At 49.7% G+C, this 19,943-nt stretch carries 18 protein-coding genes; 8 read left to right on the top strand and 10 right to left on the bottom strand.

Going from position 1 to position 19,943, the window contains the following annotated elements:
* Nucleotides 1-6 precede the first annotated feature (6 nt).
* The 9 genes from xylB to UM181_09360 all read right to left on the bottom strand — a co-directional run bounded on the left by xylB (nt 7) and on the right by UM181_09360 (nt 9,550).
* A complete protein-coding gene (xylB, locus tag UM181_09400) occupies nt 7-1,458 on the bottom strand; it encodes a xylulokinase (protein ID WQC61553.1) in 1,452 nt (483 codons plus the stop codon).
* A complete protein-coding gene (locus UM181_09395; protein ID WQC61552.1) occupies nt 1,459-2,943 on the bottom strand; it encodes a mannitol dehydrogenase family protein in 1,485 nt (494 codons plus the stop codon).
* On the bottom strand, nt 2,944-3,660 hold the full coding sequence (locus tag UM181_09390) for an HAD family phosphatase (GenBank protein WQC61551.1): 717 nt from the start codon (nt 3,658-3,660) through the stop codon (nt 2,944-2,946).
* A gap of 160 nt (nt 3,661-3,820) precedes the next feature.
* Nucleotides 3,821-4,882: a sn-glycerol-3-phosphate ABC transporter ATP-binding protein UgpC gene (gene ugpC, locus UM181_09385; protein ID WQC61550.1), complete on the bottom strand. Its 1,062-nt coding sequence runs from the start codon at nt 4,880-4,882 to the stop codon at nt 3,821-3,823.
* An 11-nt stretch (nt 4,883-4,893) separates the two neighbouring features.
* Nucleotides 4,894-5,946: an NAD(P)-dependent alcohol dehydrogenase gene (locus tag UM181_09380; protein ID WQC61549.1), complete on the bottom strand. Its 1,053-nt coding sequence runs from the start codon at nt 5,944-5,946 to the stop codon at nt 4,894-4,896.
* A 4-nt stretch (nt 5,947-5,950) separates the two neighbouring features.
* A complete protein-coding gene (locus UM181_09375) occupies nt 5,951-6,202 on the bottom strand; it encodes a DUF2160 family membrane protein (GenBank protein ID WQC61548.1) in 252 nt (83 codons plus the stop codon).
* A 3-nt stretch (nt 6,203-6,205) separates the two neighbouring features.
* The gene (locus tag UM181_09370) at nt 6,206-7,042 is read right to left on the bottom strand and encodes a carbohydrate ABC transporter permease (protein WQC61547.1); all 837 of its coding nucleotides are present in this window, start codon (nt 7,040-7,042) and stop codon (nt 6,206-6,208) included.
* 4 nt (nt 7,043-7,046) lie between these two features.
* Nucleotides 7,047-7,925 (bottom strand): sugar ABC transporter permease, encoded by an 879-nt coding sequence (locus UM181_09365; GenBank protein WQC61546.1) that lies wholly within the window; start codon nt 7,923-7,925, stop codon nt 7,047-7,049.
* Between the two features lie 185 nt (nt 7,926-8,110).
* Nucleotides 8,111-9,550: an extracellular solute-binding protein gene (locus tag UM181_09360; GenBank protein WQC61545.1), complete on the bottom strand. Its 1,440-nt coding sequence runs from the start codon at nt 9,548-9,550 to the stop codon at nt 8,111-8,113.
* 207 nt (nt 9,551-9,757) lie between these two features.
* Between UM181_09360 and UM181_09355 the strand changes: the two genes are divergently transcribed.
* The 8 genes from UM181_09355 (at nt 9,758) to tdh (ending at nt 18,184) form a co-directional block, all read left to right on the top strand.
* On the top strand, nt 9,758-10,741 hold the full coding sequence (locus tag UM181_09355) for a sugar-binding domain-containing protein (protein WQC61544.1): 984 nt from the start codon (nt 9,758-9,760) through the stop codon (nt 10,739-10,741).
* A 66-nt stretch (nt 10,742-10,807) separates the two neighbouring features.
* On the top strand, nt 10,808-11,572 hold the full coding sequence (locus tag UM181_09350) for a glucose 1-dehydrogenase (GenBank protein WQC61543.1): 765 nt from the start codon (nt 10,808-10,810) through the stop codon (nt 11,570-11,572).
* A gap of 151 nt (nt 11,573-11,723) precedes the next feature.
* Entirely contained in the window at nt 11,724-12,707 is a 984-nt protein-coding gene (locus UM181_09345; GenBank protein ID WQC61542.1) for a sugar kinase, read from the top strand.
* On the top strand, nt 12,704-13,984 hold the full coding sequence (locus UM181_09340; protein ID WQC61541.1) for a class II D-tagatose-bisphosphate aldolase, non-catalytic subunit: 1,281 nt from the start codon (nt 12,704-12,706) through the stop codon (nt 13,982-13,984). The genes UM181_09345 and UM181_09340 overlap by 4 nt, the downstream gene beginning before the upstream one ends.
* 75 nt (nt 13,985-14,059) lie before the next feature.
* Complete coding sequence (locus UM181_09335; protein ID WQC61540.1) at nt 14,060-14,791, top strand: SDR family oxidoreductase; 732 nt, start codon at nt 14,060-14,062, stop codon at nt 14,789-14,791.
* 547 nt (nt 14,792-15,338) lie between these two features.
* Nucleotides 15,339-15,860: an XRE family transcriptional regulator gene (locus UM181_09330; GenBank protein WQC61539.1), complete on the top strand. Its 522-nt coding sequence runs from the start codon at nt 15,339-15,341 to the stop codon at nt 15,858-15,860.
* 99 nt (nt 15,861-15,959) lie between these two features.
* On the top strand, nt 15,960-17,144 hold the full coding sequence (locus UM181_09325) for a glycine C-acetyltransferase (protein ID WQC61538.1): 1,185 nt from the start codon (nt 15,960-15,962) through the stop codon (nt 17,142-17,144).
* An 8-nt stretch (nt 17,145-17,152) separates the two neighbouring features.
* Entirely contained in the window at nt 17,153-18,184 is a 1,032-nt protein-coding gene (gene tdh / locus UM181_09320; protein WQC61537.1) for an L-threonine 3-dehydrogenase, read from the top strand.
* Nucleotides 18,185-18,272: 88 nt separating this feature from the next.
* Here the strand turns inward: tdh and UM181_09315 are convergent, their stop codons facing one another.
* Nucleotides 18,273-19,514 carry an aminopeptidase gene (locus UM181_09315; GenBank protein WQC61536.1) on the bottom strand — a complete coding sequence of 414 codons (1,242 nt, stop codon included), beginning with the start codon at nt 19,512-19,514 and terminating at the stop codon, nt 18,273-18,275.
* Nucleotides 19,515-19,943: the final 429 nt, after the last annotated feature.

Below are 19,943 nucleotides of genomic sequence, written 5' to 3'. Positions count from 1 at the left end.
TGCCGCTTATTGAACGGATTTGATGCCGCGATAAGCGCGTTGGAACTTCACATATTCTTCGTAAAAGTTTTCCGATAGTGAATAATCCGGCTCGATCACCTCACTGATCTGCGGCGCCCCCATTGCCTCTTCACTGCCATACTCACCGCAGGCAACCATCCCAAGGCGAACCGCCCCAAGCGCAGCCCCGAATTCACCCTGGCTGGGCACCTCTAAAGGAACGCCAAGCACTGTGGCGATCAACTCAAGCCAATATTTTGAGGCGGTACCACCGCCGATGGCAATAAGCTTGCCCAAATGCGCTTCCGTGTCCGCCAAAGCCTCAAAACTGTCTTTCAAGCCGAAAGAAACCCCCTCCAAAACAGCGCGGGTTAGATCTTCACGCGAGGTTTCTGTTCCAATGCCTGTGAAACTGCCCCGAATTTCCGAATCATTATGTGGCGTCCGTTCACCCGATAAATAGGGTAAGAAACGCACACGGCCCGGCCTTGCAACTGGGCCATGAAGCGCATCGGTTAAAGACGCAGGAGAGGTTTGTGACATAGCAGCCAACCAATTCAAACTATTTGTAGCCGAGAGCATCACCCCCATTTGATACCAGCGTCCGCTGACGGCGTGGCAAAATGTATGCACCGCGGTTTGAGGCGCCGGACGGTAATCGCGCCGCGCGGCAAGCAAAACCCCCGATGTACCAAGTGAAACAAAGCCCTGCCCTTCCTCCATCGCTCCTATACCACAGGCAGCTGCAGCGTTATCGCCAGCGCCACCGGCCACTGCAACCTTCTCAGAAAGGCCCCATTTACGCGCAAGTTTACGCCGCAATCTCCCTGCCATCTCGCAGCCTTCTACAAGCCGGGGCATTTGATCCAAGCGCATGTTGCTGGCCTCTAGCAAATGATCCGACCAACTCCGGCGTCCGACATCGAGCCACGATGTACCCGCGCTATCCGACATATCTGCAACATATTCGCCAGTGAGGTAAAAATTTAAAAAACCAGCGGGCAAAACAACCTTTGCAACTTGAGCGAAGACTTCCGGTTCATTTTCGCGCACCCAAACCAGCTTGGGAGCTGTAAATCCGGGAAACACAATATTACCCGAAAGGTCTTGTATTCTTTTATCTGCATCAAGTTTGGCGGCTTGATGGTTTGATCGGGTGTCATTCCACAAAATGCACGGTCGCAATACGGATCCTGATTTGTCTAACAGCACAGCCCCATGCATATGCCCCGCAACTCCGATACTTTTAATATTCAGAAATTCTCGATAACGCAGACGTAGCTCAGCAATCGCATTTTCCAGCGCCACGATCCAGTCTGCCGGATCCTGTTCCGACCAACCCGGCGCAGGTTGCGAAACTGAATAAGCACGCTCGGTTGCGCCAATCGGAAGGCCGTGTTCGTCGGCCAACAAAACACGAAGCCCAGACGTACCCAAATCTATCCCCAGATGTGCCAATTAACCGCCCTTTAAATATGACTGAATTGCAGGGTTCACACCCTGCGTGGCCAAGATCTGAAACCATTTGCAAAATGCGTTTCTAAAACGCGTATTTTCAACCAAGTCACCATAAATATTCTGTTGCTCAAGCCAAATACATGGGTTCGCCACAGCGCGTTGTGCACAGGTTTTCAAAGTGTCCCAGCTTGGATCATTGGGCGCAATTTCAGACCCATTTTCACGCCGTCCAAGACACATTTTAGCCCAAGCAGCTTCTGTGAAAGCCAAGCCACTTATAGCAGTATTTTGAACCAAAGCATCGCGCAAGCTTGGCAAGACAAACCCTGGATGCCGGGAAGAGCCATCAAAGCAAACGCGCCGAACAGTGTCCTTCACAGATGGGTTTAAAAATCGTTTTTCAACCAATTTAACATATTGAGCTGGCGTCAAACCGGAGACCGGAGCGACATGCGGTATAATTTCAGCCACTTGAATTTTATTAAAAAGTTTCCGGATCAGATCGTTTTGCATAGCGGTCGAAATAAGCTCGATTCCCAAAAGTTCAGCGCTGTTCGCAACGATTTGATGCCCCGCGTTTAAAATACGAATTTTTTGAGATTCAAAGGCAAGAACATCTTCCGAAAAGGTAACGCCCGCCTCTTGCCAATTTGGACGACCTGCGCAAAATTTATCTTCGAGAACCCATTGCCGAAAATTTTCATGCGTGACGACAACAGGATCGGCAATTCCCATTTTTGCGGCCTGCGCCGATGCCTCTGCTCCGCTGGCCGGTACAATGCAATCCACCATCGAATTGGGAAATGTAGCCTTTGCGTTAATCCAGGCAGCCAGATCAGGATCAATAAGCTCGGCTAATCCCAAAATAGTTTGGCGCGCAACTTCCCCATTGCAATGTAAATTATCACAGCTCAGCACGGTAAACGCGTTTTGCCGGGCCTGACGGCGCAACCGAAAAGCTTCTACGATCGCCCCAAAGGCCGTGCGGGGCCGACGCGGGTTCTGCACATCAAACATAATATCCGCATGTTGATGGTCAAAGCCGCCACCTGCTGACTGAACGTAATAGCCCCCTTCTGTCACGGTTAAGGAAACGATGCGAATTTCTGGATTGCACATTTGCGCGATCAATGCGCCGTTATCCGTTTCAACCGGTAGATACCCGATCATAGAGCCGACAATCTCAACCGACATACCTTCGGGATCCAATTCGATCAATGTCGATAAATAATCCTGCTTTTGCAAATTTAAGCGCATCTCAACATCATAGGGGCGCACCCCCGCGCCAATGATTGCCCAGTCATGCGCGTCGCCGTTTTGCATCAGCCTGTGCAAATACCACGACTGATGGGCCCGATGGAAATTGCCCACACCGATATGAACAATACCAGGCGTCAATTCGCCTCTGTTATAATTTGGGCAGAAGGCTTTGTTTCGCAGCAATGCTAAATTTTCGTTTTTCAATGAGGTTGGTGGATGTAGCATTTAATCGACCTCTCGTTGAATGTAATCTCTGCCGCCTCGGGACAAAAATAAGTCTGTTGCCGCTTTCAAATTTGACACAACCGCGGCGGCGCCTTTTGCGCGCAAGAGAGAAGCATGTTTTTCTCTTATTCCAGCTAAATGCGATCCACCGACAAACCCTAACACCGTCATGCCGGCCGCACAGCCGCCCGCAACGCCATGCGGAGAATCTTCAAGGACAAAACAATTCTCGGGCGCAAAGCCCAATTGGCTGGCCGCCAATAAAAACAAGTCAGGTGCAGGTTTGCCCAAATTCACTTGCTCTGCACTGAAAGCCCTATTTTGCAACCAGCCCGATAGGCCGCTATGTTCCAACGTTTTTTGCATACGCCGCAAGGAACCACCGGTTGCCAATCCAATGGGCACCCCTGCCTGCTCAAGGCTAAGCAGCATCTCAAAAGCGCCTTTTATAAGAGGTACTTTCGTTTCATATTCGGCAAAAAGCCGCGTTTCGAAACGCGATACAAACCTATCCGCATTGAACCCTTCGACTTGATCGGCCAGTTCCTTGCAGATTTTCTGCATAGAAATACCTAGGAATTTATCGCGGATCTCTTCAAAACTTACCGTCTCAATACCCAATCGTAACATCTCATCAACGATGGCTTGGATGGACAAACACTCGGTATCGACCAGGCATCCATCAAGATCAAATATGACCGCCTCAGCCTGTCGCATGATTTTTTATATGTGTCTTAAGGATAAAACGCGAAAACGCTTCCTTCCTAAAAGAGCTGCGTGGTTCCAGCCGGCCCATGGCTATGACGGCGGCATAACCGCACGCGCTCTTTTTGAACAATAGCTGGTATAGCCGTCTGGAAAGGTTAACGCGCAACGGCTAAATCCGATTTTCAGACTGCGCATCAAAGAGATGTACATGTTCGGGGTTGATCACAAAATTAACGTGCATTCCCGGCTTTGAAGAAAGCCTATCTTTGACCAATGCATCGATTTTCTGAGCGCCAGATTTTGCATATATCTGCGTTTCTGAGCCCATAGGCTCAAGAACAGAAATTTCAAAGGACATCCCGTTTTCCCCCAATTCAATATGCTCGGGGCGGATACCATATGTCACGCGATCCCCTGATTTTACTGGCGCGTCCGGGATGGGGAAGATAAGTCCGTCATCGGATAAGAAATGCAACTTACCATCATCACCATCGATTTTTCCCTGTAAGAAGTTCATCGAGGGAGAGCCGATAAAGCCCGCCACAAACACATTTTGTGGGGTATCATATAAATCAAGCGGTGTTCCAATCTGTTCCACCCGGCCATCGCGCATCACCACGATACGATCTGCCATCGTCATCGCTTCAATCTGATCATGCGTCACATAGACGATCGTTGTGCCGAGCCTTTGATGAAGCTCTTTGATCTCAACACGCATGGTTACGCGCAACTTCGCATCCAGATTGGACAGCGGTTCATCAAACAAAAAAACTTGCGGATCGCGCACAATAGCGCGCCCCATCGCAACCCGTTGGCGCTGCCCTCCGGAAAGCTCTTTTGGGTAGCGTTTCAAGTAATCAGTGAGATCCAGAACCTCTGCCGCCTTTTCCACTTTTTCTTTAATTTCCGCTGGCGGGCGCTTGGCCATTTTCAAAGGAAACCCGATGTTTTCAAAAACTGTTTTATGCGGGTAAAGGGCATAGCTTTGAAAAACCATGGCAATATCACGCTCTTTTGGCAGAACATCATTCACCACTTTATCGCCAATCGATATAGTGCCTTGGCTTATTTCTTCCAAGCCCGCCAGCATGCGCAGCAATGTCGATTTACCACAACCAGACGGGCCCACCAAAACCACGAACTCACCATCTTCGATATCAACGCTCACACCATGCAGCACGTCAACTGCACCGTAGCTTTTGAACACGTTGTCTATTCGTACATTGGACATCAGAGCGCTCCTTATTGCGGCAGTTCGATTTGCATTTTGACGTCTGCAGGGGGGGCAGAGGCCGCGATTTCAAAGGCGCTAATGCTTTCAGAAAAGTCGAACTTTCTTGTGATCAAAGGGGTTAAATCAATCGCCCCCGTTGCCAGCATTTCGACGCAGCGTGGAAATGCATGCGCATATCGAAAGATATTCTCTATGCGTGCTTCACGCACCATAGCCGCTCCGGTATCATATAAAATCGGATCGGGTTGCCCGCCAATCATCACCACACAACCGCCCGGGCAAAGTGGCTCAAAAACGGTTGCCGCTGCCGCCGCATTTCCCGTTGCCTCAAAAACAACATTCGCACCCCATCCGTCGGTATCCCGCGTCACAATCTTCGCGATATTCTCAGATTGTGCGTGAACTGGCACCAATGCGGGGCTTAAACTTGCGGCAATTTCCAACTTTTTTTCCGCTAAATCGCTTATGTAGACGCGGGCGCAGCCTGCCGCGAGGGCAGATAAGGCCGTAACCAATCCAATCGGACCTGCTCCTAAGACAACGGCAATGTCCCCAGGTGCAATCTGTGCTTTGCGCGCCGCGTGCACACCCACCGCCAATGGTTCAACCATAGCAGCCTGTGCAAAATCTACGCTATCGGGCAGCTTAAACGTAAATGCTTCGGGGTGCACACAGGTCGGGCGTAGAATACCATGAATGGGCGGGGTGGCCCAAAAGCGCACGGCCGGATCAACATTGTACATTCCAAGACGGGCTGCTTTGCTGTCGGGGTCTGGGAGACCCGGCTCCATACAAACGCGGTCACCGATCTGCAACCGCGTCACGAGCGATCCGGTTTCGATCACCGTACCCGAAGCTTCATGCCCCAAAATCATCGGCTCATTCACGACAAAGGGACCAATCCGGCCATATTGATAATAGTGAACATCTGACCCGCAAATACCAACCGTATGCAATTTAATGCGAACATCCCGCGGCCCCAGAACCGCCTCCTGGCGGTCAATTTCAGGAAAATCACGCAGAGATAATTCACCTTTTTTTTCGAGTATGAGCGCGTCCATTTTGCTACCCCTTCTTGATTATAAATATTGCGGCAACGAAAGAAATTACATTAGCGGTCCAGATCGAAAGCCCCAGAGGTTCAAAAAACCGAAACCAAAAAAGTGACAGGGCGACCCAGAGCACAACCGAAATAAAAAACCTATCGAACCAATTGGTTTCGATGGGCAAGAACCCTGGCTGTTTTTGAGGGTCGGTCTGCAGCGTATCCTGTTTTCTTGAAGCGCTTTTACCACGCAATCCGTTTACATCTTGCATCGCCTATCCTTTCACCGCACCAAATGTCAGACCCGCCACGATATGTTTTTGAACCACGCCAAAAACAAGCAAGGCCGGAATAAGCGTAAAGACTGAAATCGCCGCCATGATGCCCCATTCAGTACCCGTCGTGGTAACGTATTCCGACAGGCCTGTGGTAAGCGTCCGGGCGTTAAAATTGGTTAGGGTTGCCGCAAGCAAATATTCATTCCAAGCAAAGACCCAGGTCAAGATCAACGTCACCGCTAAACCAGGCCGGCAGAGGGGAAACACAATTTCCGTAATTACTTTCCAAGAAGAGGCCCCATCGACGAAAGCCGCCTCATCCAATTCTTTTGGGATGCCGTCCACAGTCGGCCTAAGGGTCCAAATCGCGAAGGGTAGATTAAAGGTGCAATATACCAAAATCATTCCAATGCGTGTGTCCAACAACCGCCACTCACCCACGGTGTACACCTGCGTCATCAATAAGAAGAGTGGCAACAAGAAAACCGCCGGGGGCGCCATGCGATTGGTAATTGTCCAAAAGAAAATAGACTCTTTTCCGCTCATGTTGAAACGCGACAACGCATAGCAGGCAAAAAAACCCAAGCTTGTGCATAAAACGGCATTTCCCGAGGATATAATAATAGAATTCAGCATGTAGCTGCGCAGCAAACGGTCCCCCCAAACCTTGGTGTAATTTCCCCAAAACGGATCACTGACCAATAAATCTGGGGTGCTAAACAATTGAACGGCCGGCTTCACCGAGATGACAAACAGCCAGTAGATTGGGAATAACGTGAGAAAGCTTACGATCACCCAAAATATAATACCGATAAGGGGGTTTTTCCGTTTCATTTGCTCAGCTCCGTTTTGTTTGGCGCGGCGCCAACATCGTTACGTATAAGAGCCAACATGCGACAATGGTAAGGTATAGCACGATCACTGAGATTGTTGACCCGTATCCATAATTGGTTTTTGGGAACACCTCTTTGAAAATATGAACGCCCAGAAAACGCGTTGCCGAGCCAGGGCCACCCCCCGTGAGCATCCAAACCTCATCAACCGTGCGCAGCGCATCCATCAACCGGATGAAAACGGTTGCCACCACCGCAGGGGCAATCATCGGCAGAGTGATATGCCAAAAGGTCTGCGCCTTGCCCGCCCCGTCGATTTGTGCTTGCTCAAATGGGTCTGCAGGCAAGGAGACAAGCGCCGCCATCAAAGTTAAAGTCACCAGCGGGGTCCAGTGCCAGATATCCATGATAACGATCGTGGCAAAAGCAGCTGGCGCAGATGTTCCGATATTCATCGTGATCCCAAACCATTCGTCAAGATAATGCGGGATGATCCCAATTGATGGTGTGGTCATCAACTTCCAAACAGACCCCACAATGATTGGGGCCATGATCAGCGGCAACGTATGGATGGTTCTGAAGAATCCTTTCCCGGGGAAATCTTTCATAAAAGCCTGCGCCAAAAGATAACCAATGATCAATTCTGAAAAAACAGCAAAAAACACGAACATAACCGTCGCGCCGAGCGAATTCAAAAACGCTTGGTCAAAAACAATTTTGCGAAAATTATCGGCACCGTTGAAAATCATCGTTGGATCTGCGGCAAAGGGATTCCATGAATGAAAAGATACAAAAACAACATAAATAAAAGGCAATACGCCAAAGAAAAATAAGATCACCAATGTGGGAAAAAGAAGGATCCAACCTAGACCTCGAGAATTCATAACATATTTCCTTAAGAAAACACTGTGTGGCTTGCATCTGCGACGTGACCGTCGGCTTGTATCGCTTTGGCTAGCCGATATTTGTGTCGCCGCCAATCTGATGGCGACGACTTTAGTATCGTATTATGGAGGATAAAACGCCTTTTCAGGCCAAAATCCATCCAAAATACAGCGGGAGATCCAGCTTATTTGCGATATCCAAGGCTCGTCAACTCTGCCTCGGCCGCATCCGCCATCTGATCAAGCCCATCGCTTACGCTGAGGTTTCCAAGCAGAATCTGATAGAATGTTGGCGCTGTGGCTTCGCGAACTTGCGCATGGAAAGGATAGGCAGGTGCGCCTGCAAATAAGTACCCTTTATCCTTGATCATGTCATAATATCCATTCAGCTTTTCATTCATAGCGACCACTTTGGGGTCGTCATAAGTTGCCTTATTGGTCACCCTAGGCGCTGCAACGGCCCAATCCGGTTGCACTTCATTTTGCCCGATATATTGCAAGAACAACGCTGTTGCCTCCTTATTTTTGGAAGAATGAGGCATGCCGAAAGCGCCGCCATCGTAATAGCCGATATAGCCGTTGCCTGCCTCTGCATCACCCAATACGCCGGGCGCTAAGGGCGGCAACGCAACGCCGACTTTTCCAACAACCAACGATTTACTTTCATCGGCCACAATCCATCCGGCATTTTCACCGTAGACCAATCCTTGTGCAGCGCGTCCGGCGCCGAAGGTGGTCCCAACTTCTGTCCAAGTGGATGCAGGCGATTCAGGCGGCGCAATATCCCGCATATCCAACCACCATTGCATCGCAGCCTTCGCTGCAGCTGAGTTCATGCGACCCCCATTGGCCACCGATGCGGCATAATTGTTATCTGAATCGATACCCCAATTATAGACCCCAAATGTCGGCGCGATCGATTCATAATACTCATACCATGAGGCAACATGGCCGGTATGAGCCTGTGCAGTTGTTCCCCAAAGATCCATATCATTGGCCTCACCATAGGCGGTGAAAAAATGCGCAATCTCGGAATAATCATCATGATTTGTGGCCGGCTTTAGATCATGCCCCGTTTTTGCCTTGAAGGCCGCCTGAATGGCAGGATCGTTGAATAAATCCGTCCGATAGAGATATACTTTTAAGAACGCCTCCATGGGTACCCCATAAAGATCTCCATCCGAGCCTTTGAAGTAATCTGCAAAGGTCGTGAAATTGTCTTCGCTATAAGTCGGCGCTTGCAAATCGGGATTGGCCGCCAATAAATCTGACAAATTGGTCATAAAATCGCGCGCTAGATAAGAGTAAATGATATCCTGCTCGATATAAACCATATCATAGATGCCACTGCCGGCTTCCATATCTTTGATGCCTTTATCGTACATCTGATCCCAAGACGTTGTTTCGATATCAACTCTGATACCCGTCAAGGCCTCAAACTCAGGTGCCAACACCTCTCTGATAAACATTGAGGGGGGAGACGATTCCGTTACACCGCGGATCGTAGTTCCTTTATATGGCTCGGCCGCTTTTTTCCAAAATGCATCATGCCCGCCTGCGAAAGCAGCAGATGCTGCGATCCCAATCGCTAAAGCTGAAGCACCAAGTTTCAATGCATATTTCATTTTGCTTTCCTCCACTAAGTTACAAGCGCGTGCGTTGAATTCTGAAAGCCTAGAGCAGATAGAATCACGCATAGCTCTCGGTCAAATTACAAATGTAATGTCATTCATGCAAATGTTTTTTTACAATTGTAATAAACTTATTACTATTGTATTTATGAGCGCTTAATAATATGAAGAACTAGAAACGGCCAAACCAAAAAGATGGAAATGAAACGCATGGATGACTCTGAAGCCTTTGTAACAGAAGTCTGCCTGCACTACTTTGGCAACGAGATGACCCAATCTGAGATTGCAACCCAAATGGGGGTTACGCGGCTGCGGGTTAATCAAGCAATCCAGCATGCAAAAACCAACGGGATTATTAAATTTCAGATCGACACGCCCTTTATTGTAAGGTTTGAAAAACAACAACGCCTGAAAGACGCGTTGGGACTGAAACGGACCTGTATCGCACCCGTCAATGAAAACGATTACAGCTATCACCGGGCAACCGGCGCAGCCTTGGCGTCATTTATGAACGAACGTCTGCGCGAAAAAGCCTGGAAGTCAATCGGTGTCTCTTGGGGCATCACGTTAGATTTCGCCATTCAGAATTTGACAAAACAAGCCCATCCGCTCCTCGAAATTGTTTCAATTCTGGGCGGAACAGCGCAAGGCTCTTCCTTCAACTCTTTCGGAATTGCATCCGGTTTCGCGGATATTTTAGGCGCTTATTACAGCTTATTAATGGCGCCAATCTATTTGGAAGAGGCGATCAATAGAGACCTATTCCTGTCACAATCCTCTATTGAAGAACATTTTGAAAAGTTCAAAACGCTAGATGCGGTTTTGCTGACATGCTCGAATGTAACCGAAAAATCATTTCTGATTAGCAATGGGTTACCCCCTGAACTGCCTCGACAGCTGATTGAGGCGGGCGCAGTTGGCGATGTTTTGGGCAGGTTTCTTGATAAAAACGGTGATCCGGTTCTGCCGGAAATTGACGGTCGCATCATCGGCATGCCCCTCGAGGAAGTAAAAAACATTCCCGAAAAAGTAATGGCCGCGGCAGGCGAACATAAAATATCCATAATATTGGCCGCATGCCAAAAGGGCTTTGTTGACACACTTATTACAGATGAACCTACTGCTGATTTATTATTGACCGAAATAAATAAAAGGATGGGCGATAAGCCAAGCAACAATCGCTAAGGGCGGAAACGATCCCCGCATCAACAACGTTCAAAAGTCGAAAACATCACATTCTAGGAGAAAAATATGAGCCTTTCACAATTCCGCCTAGATGGCAAAACAGCACTGATCACAGGCGCAAATCGAGGCATTGGTTTAGCTATTGCGCAGCTTTTTTTGAAGGCTGGCGCGCATTGCATGTTGACCAGCCGTTCACAAACCAGCGCTTTAAACGCGTTGTTAGAGGGCAATACTCAAAAAGCCCGCTGGATCTCGGCAGATGTCACAGACGTGCAAACACCCGATAAGATTGTAGCAGAAACGTTAAACGCGTTTGGGGCGTTAGATATATTGGTAAACAACGCCGGCATTGCCGATAATGGTGATTTTCATAATTTTTCTGATAGCCAGCTTGAAAGTATCCTGGCGACGAACTTTACGGCACCTTTTCGGATTGCCCGCGAAGCAATAAAACCCATGCTATCACAGGGGGCAGGTTCAATCGTAAATATGGGTTCCATTTCAGGGTTTGTGGCAAATAAACCGCAACTGCAAGTCGCGTATAATTCATCAAAAGCAGCAATCCATCAAATGACCACGACGATGGCCTTTGAATATGCCTCCCGCGGAATAAGGGTGAATGCATTGGCGCCCGGCTATATCATATCAGACATGACAGCGGGCGGGATCGAAAATGCAGAATGGAATAAAATCTGGACAGAAAATACGCCGATGCAGCGATTTGGAAAACCATCCGAAATGGCAAACTGCGCGCTCTTTCTCGCATCTGACGCCGCCTCATATGTAAACGGCGCCACATTGGTCGCCGATGGTGGGTATTTAACACATTAGCGCGTAGTACGACGGAGCGTCACAGAAAAGTTTCCAAGGTAGGGATCAAATCGGGCGCGTTAAATCGCCGTTAGGCAGCACTCTTGAACCGTATATGAAAACATCTGCTTCAGGTTTAAAACAAGGCGTAATCGAGTAGGGAAAATCCGTTTTGGCACACAATATACTAGCACCTGATGCCCTTGGTCCTACCGTTTGTATTGGTGAAATACTCGTTGAAATTATGGCCAAGACACCCGGCAATACGTTTCTTGAAGCGCAAACGTGGGTTGGCCCTTTCCCCAGTGGAGCCCCAGCCATTTTCATCAATCAATGTGGAAAAATCAGCGGCAATGCCGCCATGATAGGAGCCGTGGGCAAAGATGATTTTGGGCGCATAAATCTGAAGCGGTTAGCGGCTGACAATGTAGATATCTCGGGCATTGCTGTTGATCCCGACTATCCAACCGGAAGCGCCTTCATACGATATCAAAAAGACGGATCGCGCAAGTTTATCTTCAATATCGCACAATCTGCAGCGGCGCGCTTCACATGGACCGACATAGTATCGGAGGTGATCGCGCGCGCAGGGCATCTTCATATAATGGGCTCTGCGCTTGTGATGCCAAACACCTGGCCAGTGATCGAGAAAGCGCTCACCATACTAAAAGCCAAAGGCGGCACGCTGTCACTGGATCCAAATCTGCGCTCAGAGCTGACTTATGACAGGCGCATCCAAGCGCGATTTGCGCAATTGATCGATGCCGCAGATCTCTTATTGCCTTCTGGCGCAGAGCTGGAACGCGCTGCTGGTGTAGAAGGTGAAAGCGCCGCGGTGCAAAGCCTGTTTCAACGGGGCCTAAAAGAAATTGTTTTAAAACGTGGCGCCCAAGGGGCCACTTGCTTCCGGTCTGGCAAAGCCCCGATCAATGCCTTGGCCTTTGACGTACAAGAAGTTGACCCAACCGGTGCAGGGGACTGTTTTGGCGGTGCCTATGTTGCCTGTCGCCGTATGGGGTGGCCGCTGGCAGACGTATTAACATATGCCTGCGCGGCCGGCGCGCGCAATGTTACCAAATATGGGCCCATGGAGGGGGCGGGCACGCGATTGCAACTTGATGCGTTTATCCAAACCACAAAGAGGCTGGATAAATGAGTGTGACACTAGATAACTTAGCGGCGCTTCGATCGTCAGGGGTACAAAAGGGCATAACCTCTGTCTGCTCTGCACATCCAAGCGTAATTCGCGCCGCGCTGCGCCACGGGCGGGACGCCGAAGCCACCGTTTTGATAGAAGCCACCTGCAATCAGGTTAACCATCATGGCGGTTATACAGGCATGACGCCCGAACGCTTTGCCAAGCGTGTTTATAGAATTGCCAAAGAAGAAAATTGTCCGCAAAACTTAGTGGTTCTTGGAGGTGATCACCTTGGGCCCAACCCGTGGCGTGATCAACCTGTTAATCTGGCCATGCAAGAAGCCAAAAAAATGATTGCTGCTTACGTGGCCGCCGGCTTTCAAAAAATCCATCTCGATACTTCTATGGGCTGTGCTGGTGAGCCGATAGCTCTCAATGATGAAACTACGGCGCTAAGGGCCGTTCAACTGGCCAAAGTGGCCGAACGCACAGCGCGCGAACAAGCCCAATTCATGCCATTTTATACAATAGGTACAGAAGTGCCGCCGCCGGGCGGCGCGGATCACAAACTCTGTGAACTCACGCCGGCCACCCCGATAGCCGTGCGGAAAACAATCGAAATACATCGCCAATTTTTTGAGCAGGCCGGATTGGCGGATGCCTTTGCCAGAGTGATTGGGCTTGTTATCCAACCAGGCGTTGAGTTTGGAAACCACAATGTCATTCGCTATGACCGCGCGAAAGCGAAAAGGCTGGCGCATATATTAACGCCAGCAGACGGGCTGGTCTTCGAAGCGCATTCCACAGATTATCAGGGGGTATCTTCGCTGTCAGAGCTCGTGCAAGACGGGTTCGCGATCCTCAAAGTTGGGCCAGAGCTCACCTTCATTTTGCGGGAAACTTTCTACGCGTTGGATCTTATTGCCTCAGACCTACTCCCCGGGTATCAAAACCGCGCGCTCAAGCAACAGATGGGCTTGCTTATGGAGGAGGCTCCAGAGCATTGGAATGGGCATTATTCTGGAAACGTAGAGGCGCAAAAATTTCTGCGCCATTATTCGCTATCGGACCGAATTCGATATTACTGGACGCACCCCAAAGCTGTGCGTGCGATCAAAAACCTCACAACAGCGCTTGACGGTAAACTTGTTCCTTTGCCCCTATTTTGGCAGCACATGCCGGCCGCTGCAGAATTTGCAGATAGGCCACTCAACGTCGAAGATATCGTTATTTGGCGGGTGACAGAATGCCTTAAATCCTATCACAGGGCCTGCAACCCTGCACGCGAAAATTAGATTTTGCGCGGAAAAAACAATGTCGATGTAAGGCAAAAATTTTGATTAAAAACGATGCAGAAAAGGATAAACAAGATGTCTCATACGTTACAAGGAAAAGTTGCAGCCATCACAGGCGCCGCCTCAGGGATTGGGCTGTCAACGGCTGAAGCGCTGCTTGCCGCCGGTGCAACCGTGGTGTTTGTTGATCGCGATACGGACGCGCTTGAAAAAACCTGTAAAAGGCTTGGCAGTAACGCCATTCCATTGGAAGTCGATTTGCTGAATAGCTCCAGTTGCGACAGCCTGCTTTCTGGTATTTTACAAAAAGCTGGCCAATTGGACATTTTCCATGCAAATGCCGGCTCTTATATCGGCGGCGATTTAACCGAAACAAAAGACGCCGGTGCGATAGATCAAATGCTCAATCTCAACGTCAACGCCGTGATCAAAAATGTTCATAATGTGATACCGCATATGATTGAACGCGGCACGGGCGATATCGTGGTCACCTCGTCAGTTGCAGGCCATTTCCCGATTCCGTGGGAACCTGTTTATTCCGCGTCAAAATGGGCAATAACGTCTTTTGTACAAACGATGCGCCGCCAACTTTTCAAACACGGTGTTCGCGTTGGTTCTGTCTCACCAGGGCCGGTGGTCAGCGCGTTGCTAGCCGATTGGCCAGAAGAAAACCTTAAGAAGGCAAAAGAGAATGGCAGCTTGATGGACCCTAATGAAGTTGCTGACGCCATCCTTTACATGCTGACACGCCCGCGCACTGTTACAATCCGCGACATGGTGATACTACCAACGCAATTTGATATTTAAGCAGACCGTCTTAGCAGGGTTTTATTGAAAGGATATCACGGTTCCTGGCCAGAGTGATCGATATAACGAAGCCCTTGATGTTCAAGCTGCGCGCCAAAGTCTGAATTTGTGTTATTCTTTCGCGCTCTCATTTTAGACATTATGCCTCGGGAAAATTTAAGCGCGCTTGGCGGCCCCACCCTACTCTCACTTCAAGGCACTCTGACAAACCTAAAGTAGCGTAATAAAGACGCCTCAAAACACCAGCTTTGCGCGTTGCGCTGAGTTCTCTACGGATTAGCTACTGCGTTCCCATCAATATATTTGCGCGGGGTCCACAGGGATATAACGCTCAGACTAGGAGCAAAGCTTCTGCGGCTAAATATTTTCCCATAAGCCTGCATTTCTTTGCAAAAATAGAGGCGGAAAAGCGTTAAATTTTAGGATGAACGATCTCGGCCTGGATAAAAGAACCGGAAATGAAAGTTTTCAGTATTGCCGCGAAATATCGTTTTTTGCTATATCCGTTATTATGGAAAAACTTGACGCTATATTATCTTTTTTGCCAATGCGTTTAAAAAAGGCACGCCGTGCCAAAGGATTATCGCTTGACGCCGTGGCCAAACTATCCGGTGTCTCGCGCAGCATGGTCAGTCAAATCGAACGCGGCGAGTCATCGCCAACGATTTCAACCTTGTGGAATTTGACCAAAGCGCTGCAAGTGGATTTCGCCGGGCTGCTTGAAGATGATCAGGAAAGCCGCGTGGAAATTCTGCGCAGCAATGATGTCCCAACGATCGAGAATCATGGCACTGGCTGCTCTATCCGTATTCTCTCCCCCCCCGAAGGTGCCGGACGGCATGAAGTCTATGAGTTGCGATTTAGCGCAGGCGGGGCGTTGGACAGCCTGCCGCACGCGCAAGGAACACGCGAACATTTGACGATCATTGAGGGGCAGTTAAGGGTGACCAGTGGCGAGGCTGTCGAACAAGTGGTCGCAGGTGACACCGCGCGCTACGCGGCGGATGTTGCGCATAATATCAGCGCTGACAGCCCTGCTCGCGCATTTTTGGTGGTGCATGGGCGTTGAAATTTCTTACTTTGCGGATCTTTATCCAATTTAACATAAATCCAATATTGCGGAATAAATTCTAATATGTAATCCTCTATGCAAATGGAGGATGCTGAAATGAACGCATTTTTAAATCACATTACAGAAACCCTTGCGCAGATTGATGCGGAAGGAATGATGAAGCGCGAGCGCCTTATCTCCTCACCGCAAGCTGGAAAAATTACAGCAAACGGTAAGTCAGTGATCAACCTCTGCGCCAATAATTATCTTGGATTGGCAAACCATCCTGATCTGATTGCCGCAGCAATAAACGCTATGGGCTCCAATGGGTTTGGAATGGCGTCTGTTCGGTTTATCTGTGGTACGCAAAATTTGCACCGTGAATTGGAAGAGCAGCTCGCCCGTTTCTTGAATAAGGATGACACGATCCTTTTTGCAGCCTGCTTTGACGCAAATGCCGGAGTGTTTGAGCCGCTGCTCGGGCCCGAGGATGCGATCATTTCAGACGCGCTAAACCACGCTTCAATCATTGATGGCATAAGATTGTGCAAGGCCAAACGCTATCGTTATGCACATTCTGATATGGCCGATCTCGACGCACAGTTGAAAGCAGCAAAATCAGATGGCGCGCGCTTTATCATGATCGCGACAGATGGCGTGTTCAGCATGGATGGAACGCTTGCAAAGCTTCCCGAAATTACAAAGCTGGCGGAAAGATATGGCGCAGTTGTTATGGTGGATGATTGCCACGCTACAGGTTTTATGGGCCCAAAGGGGGAAGGCACCGCTGCGCATTTTGGCGTGGAGGTCGATCTTATAACGGGCACGCTTGGAAAAGCCCTTGGCGGTGCGATTGGCGGTTATATCGCCGGATCGCAACCCGTCATTGATCTGCTGCGCCAACGTGCGCGCCCCTATCTATTTTCCAATTCTCTGCCACCCTCAATCGTGGCCGCAGGCATTGAGGCCGTTCGACTGGTTGCACAGGGCCACGCCTTGCGTACGCAACTTTCTGAAAACGCTGCTTATTGGCGCACCGGTTTGACACGATTGGGCTTTGATCTGCTGCCGGGCGACCACCCTATCATTCCCGTAATGTTGGGAGAGGCGCGTCTGGCGCAGGATATGGCAGCCGAGCTGTTTGAAGAAGGAGTCTATGTCAGTGGTTTCTTCTATCCCGTTGTGCCCCGCGGCCAAGCCCGAATTCGCACGCAAATGAACGCTGCCCTCACAACAGATGATCTAGAACGTGCCTTAGGCGCGTTTGAGCGCGCGGGTAAAGCTGTTGGAGCGTTAAAATGAGCGCTGAAATGAGCGCATTGATTAAAGCCCATGCCCGCGAAGGCCTGTGGCTGCGAACGGCTCCAGTCCCAGAAATCCAAGCGGATGACGTGTTGATCCGTGTCAACAAAACAGGTATTTGTGGCACGGATATCCACATTTGGAACTGGGATGAATGGGCCCAAAAAACGGTTCCGGTTCCTTTGATCACCGGCCATGAATTTGCCGGAGAAATCGTTGAAATTGGTCGCAACGTCCGAGGGCTAAATTTAGGACAAAGATGCAGCGGTGAAGGCCACCTTATCGGTAAACAATCGCGTCAAAGCCGCGCCGGTAAATTTCACCTCGATCCGGAAACACGCGGCATCGGCGTTAACGAGCAGGGCGCGTTTGCAGAATACCTGCGTCTGCCTGCATTCAACGTTGTACCTTTGCCAGATGACATCAGCGACGATATCGGCGCGATCCTAGATCCTTTGGGCAATGCCGTTCACACAGCCTTGTCGTTTGATCTGTTGGGCGAAGATGTGCTGATCACCGGCGCAGGGCCGATTGGTATCATGGCGGCGGCGATCGTACGGCATGCAGGGGCGCGCAATGTGGTGATCACAGATATAAATCAAAACCGTCTTGATCTTGCGGCAACACTCGCAGACGTGGTTCCCGTAAATGTGAGTAAACACGATCTGTCTGACATTCAGGCCCAATTAAAGATTGCGCAGGGCTTTGATATTGGGCTTGAAATGTCTGGCAATCAAATTGCTCTCACTCAGATGGTTGAAGCGATGGTGATGGGTGGGCGTATTGCTCTTCTTGGAATTCCACCTGGCAAAAGCCCTGTGGATTGGAGCCGCATTGTGTTTAAGGCGATCACGATCAAGGGTATTTATGGGCGTGAGATATTCGAGACCTGGTATAAAATGATTGCCATGCTGCAAAACGGATTGGACGTGTCTGGAATTATAACGCACCGGTTCAAAATGAAAGACTACGCCAAAGGATTCGCGGCAATGAAATCTGGGCAATCAGGCAAGGTTGTCTTGGATTGGCGGGATTGCTGACACGCGCAACCTTGCCCCTCGCCTTCGTTTTTGGTTCGGAGCACCTGGCCGCTTTGGTTGGCTTTGCGGGCAGATGTTTTAATGTCCACTACGCCCATTCCCCGTTTCTAAAGACAGGGGTGGGGTCATTCGCACCATCAAGACCATCAATATTCATGGATTGAGATCCGATCATCCAATCAACATGGATCATGCTGCTGTTGCCCCCCCGGTCAATAACCTCATCATTGGACAATTTATCGCCCTGCTGGAAACATTTTGAATAACATTGGCCAAGAGCAATATGGCAAGCGGCATTTTCATCAAACAGCGTGTTATAAAAAAGCAGGTTGCTTTGTGATATCGGGGACCCATGGGGAACCAAGGCCACCTCGCCAAGGCGGCGCGCCCCTTCATCAGTATCAAGAAGCTTCAGAAACACGTCTTCGCCTTTCGAGGCGCTTGCTTTCGTTATAACACCGTCTTTAAAAGTAACCGCGATATCTTCGATCAGCGTGCCTTGATGCGAGAGCGGTTTGGTAGAGGTCACATACCCGTTTACCTTCAACGCATGTGGGGTGGTAAACACCTCTTCTGACGGAATATTCGGATTACAGGTCACCCCGTTTCGGGCGGTGGATGCACCTCCCATCCATTCATGACCATCTGCCAAACCCACGGTAAGATCCGTTCCCTCCCCATAAAAATGAAGCGCCGCAAAGTTTTTTTTGTTGAGCCACTCGGTGCGTGCGCGCAAGTTTTTGTTATGCACCGCCCACGCTTCATTCGGATCTGATGTATTCACCCGCGACGCATTGAAGATAGCCTCTGCCAGCGCAATTTGTGCATCCGCATCACTCATCTGCGGGAAAACAAGCTTCGCCCACTGCAGGCCGGGCCAAGCTATAATATTCCAGTTGATATCAAAGCGCGTAATTCTTTCCCGAAGCGGCGATGAGGCTTTCGACATTGCTTGGTTGGCCCGGCCCACATATTCTGGATTTTGCCCAGAAAGCAGCATTGGATCTTCACCAACCACAGCAAGCCGTGCGGTATTTTTATCAAAAGCAGCAGCCATCCCCTCAAAGAGCCAATCTGTCGTTTTGTCAAAAGACTCGGGGGCTGCGTGTTGATATCGGGCAAGGGTAATTTCCGGATCAGTATAAAAGGGGGTAACAAGCCCAGCCCCTGCTTTATAGGCATGATGCGCAAGACGTCTAACCAATGGCGCCGCTTCCATTGGAGCGGTTATCAACAGGTCTTGGCCCGGCTGCAGAGCAACCCCTGTTTTAATCGACAGCTGTGCAAGCTTATCCAGCGCGTGGCTTTCATCCCAATTCATTTTTGTCATAGCTGTCGCCCTTCCACCATTTAACGCAGGGCTGATAATGCAAGTTTCTCAAGGATGATCAACCACCCCAAATGCTTTCACGCCTTCTGTGACCATGTCTTTTCCGATCTTCGCTCAAATAAGCATGATCTGCGAATGTTTGATAAAGCGATTTAAGCTTTGCGCGTTGAGAGGTTATACGTTTGGGGCCGCGCTGCGCCCTACATTTACAAGGTTTGCATTGTTCTTCCTTCGCCCCCTGTCAGATCGGCGCCAGCGGGCCTTGAGGCAGGGCTAAGCGCAGATTTTATAGCACGAAAGCCTTCGGAAAACCGGCCACCGCGGGCCGTTGTGATCCTCAATTCCTAAAGGCCAACCGCCCTATACGTCTCTCGATCCGAACGCTCTCATAACCGCTCTCGCCGCGCAGCCTCAAGGCTGGCACTGCAT

The organism is Alphaproteobacteria bacterium US3C007 (assembly GCA_034423775.1).
GTDB lineage: Bacteria > Pseudomonadota > Alphaproteobacteria > Rhodobacterales > Rhodobacteraceae > Thalassovivens > Thalassovivens spotae.
This window is presented reverse-complemented; position numbering and strand designations above follow the sequence as displayed.

Coding starts and splice junctions, on each gene's coding strand:
- UM181_09335 (WQC61540.1), top strand. CDS start 14,060: ATGTCTCATACGTTACAAGGAAAAGTTGCAGCCATCACAGGCGCCGCC.
- UM181_09395 (WQC61552.1), bottom strand. CDS start 2,943: ATGCTACATCCACCAACCTCATTGAAAAACGAAAATTTAGCATTGCTG.
- tdh (WQC61537.1), top strand. CDS start 17,153: ATGAGCGCATTGATTAAAGCCCATGCCCGCGAAGGCCTGTGGCTGCGA.
- UM181_09350 (WQC61543.1), top strand. CDS start 10,808: ATGAGCCTTTCACAATTCCGCCTAGATGGCAAAACAGCACTGATCACA.
- UM181_09370 (WQC61547.1), bottom strand. CDS start 7,042: ATGAAACGGAAAAACCCCCTTATCGGTATTATATTTTGGGTGATCGTA.
- UM181_09340 (WQC61541.1), top strand. CDS start 12,704: ATGAGTGTGACACTAGATAACTTAGCGGCGCTTCGATCGTCAGGGGTA.
- UM181_09355 (WQC61544.1), top strand. CDS start 9,758: ATGAAACGCATGGATGACTCTGAAGCCTTTGTAACAGAAGTCTGCCTG.
- UM181_09365 (WQC61546.1), bottom strand. CDS start 7,925: ATGAATTCTCGAGGTCTAGGTTGGATCCTTCTTTTTCCCACATTGGTG.
- UM181_09375 (WQC61548.1), bottom strand. CDS start 6,202: ATGCAAGATGTAAACGGATTGCGTGGTAAAAGCGCTTCAAGAAAACAG.
- UM181_09380 (WQC61549.1), bottom strand. CDS start 5,946: ATGGACGCGCTCATACTCGAAAAAAAAGGTGAATTATCTCTGCGTGAT.
- ugpC (WQC61550.1), bottom strand. CDS start 4,882: ATGTCCAATGTACGAATAGACAACGTGTTCAAAAGCTACGGTGCAGTT.
- UM181_09360 (WQC61545.1), bottom strand. CDS start 9,550: ATGAAATATGCATTGAAACTTGGTGCTTCAGCTTTAGCGATTGGGATC.
- UM181_09330 (WQC61539.1), top strand. CDS start 15,339: ATGCGTTTAAAAAAGGCACGCCGTGCCAAAGGATTATCGCTTGACGCC.
- UM181_09390 (WQC61551.1), bottom strand. CDS start 3,660: ATGCGACAGGCTGAGGCGGTCATATTTGATCTTGATGGATGCCTGGTC.
- UM181_09325 (WQC61538.1), top strand. CDS start 15,960: ATGAACGCATTTTTAAATCACATTACAGAAACCCTTGCGCAGATTGAT.
- UM181_09315 (WQC61536.1), bottom strand. CDS start 19,514: ATGACAAAAATGAATTGGGATGAAAGCCACGCGCTGGATAAGCTTGCA.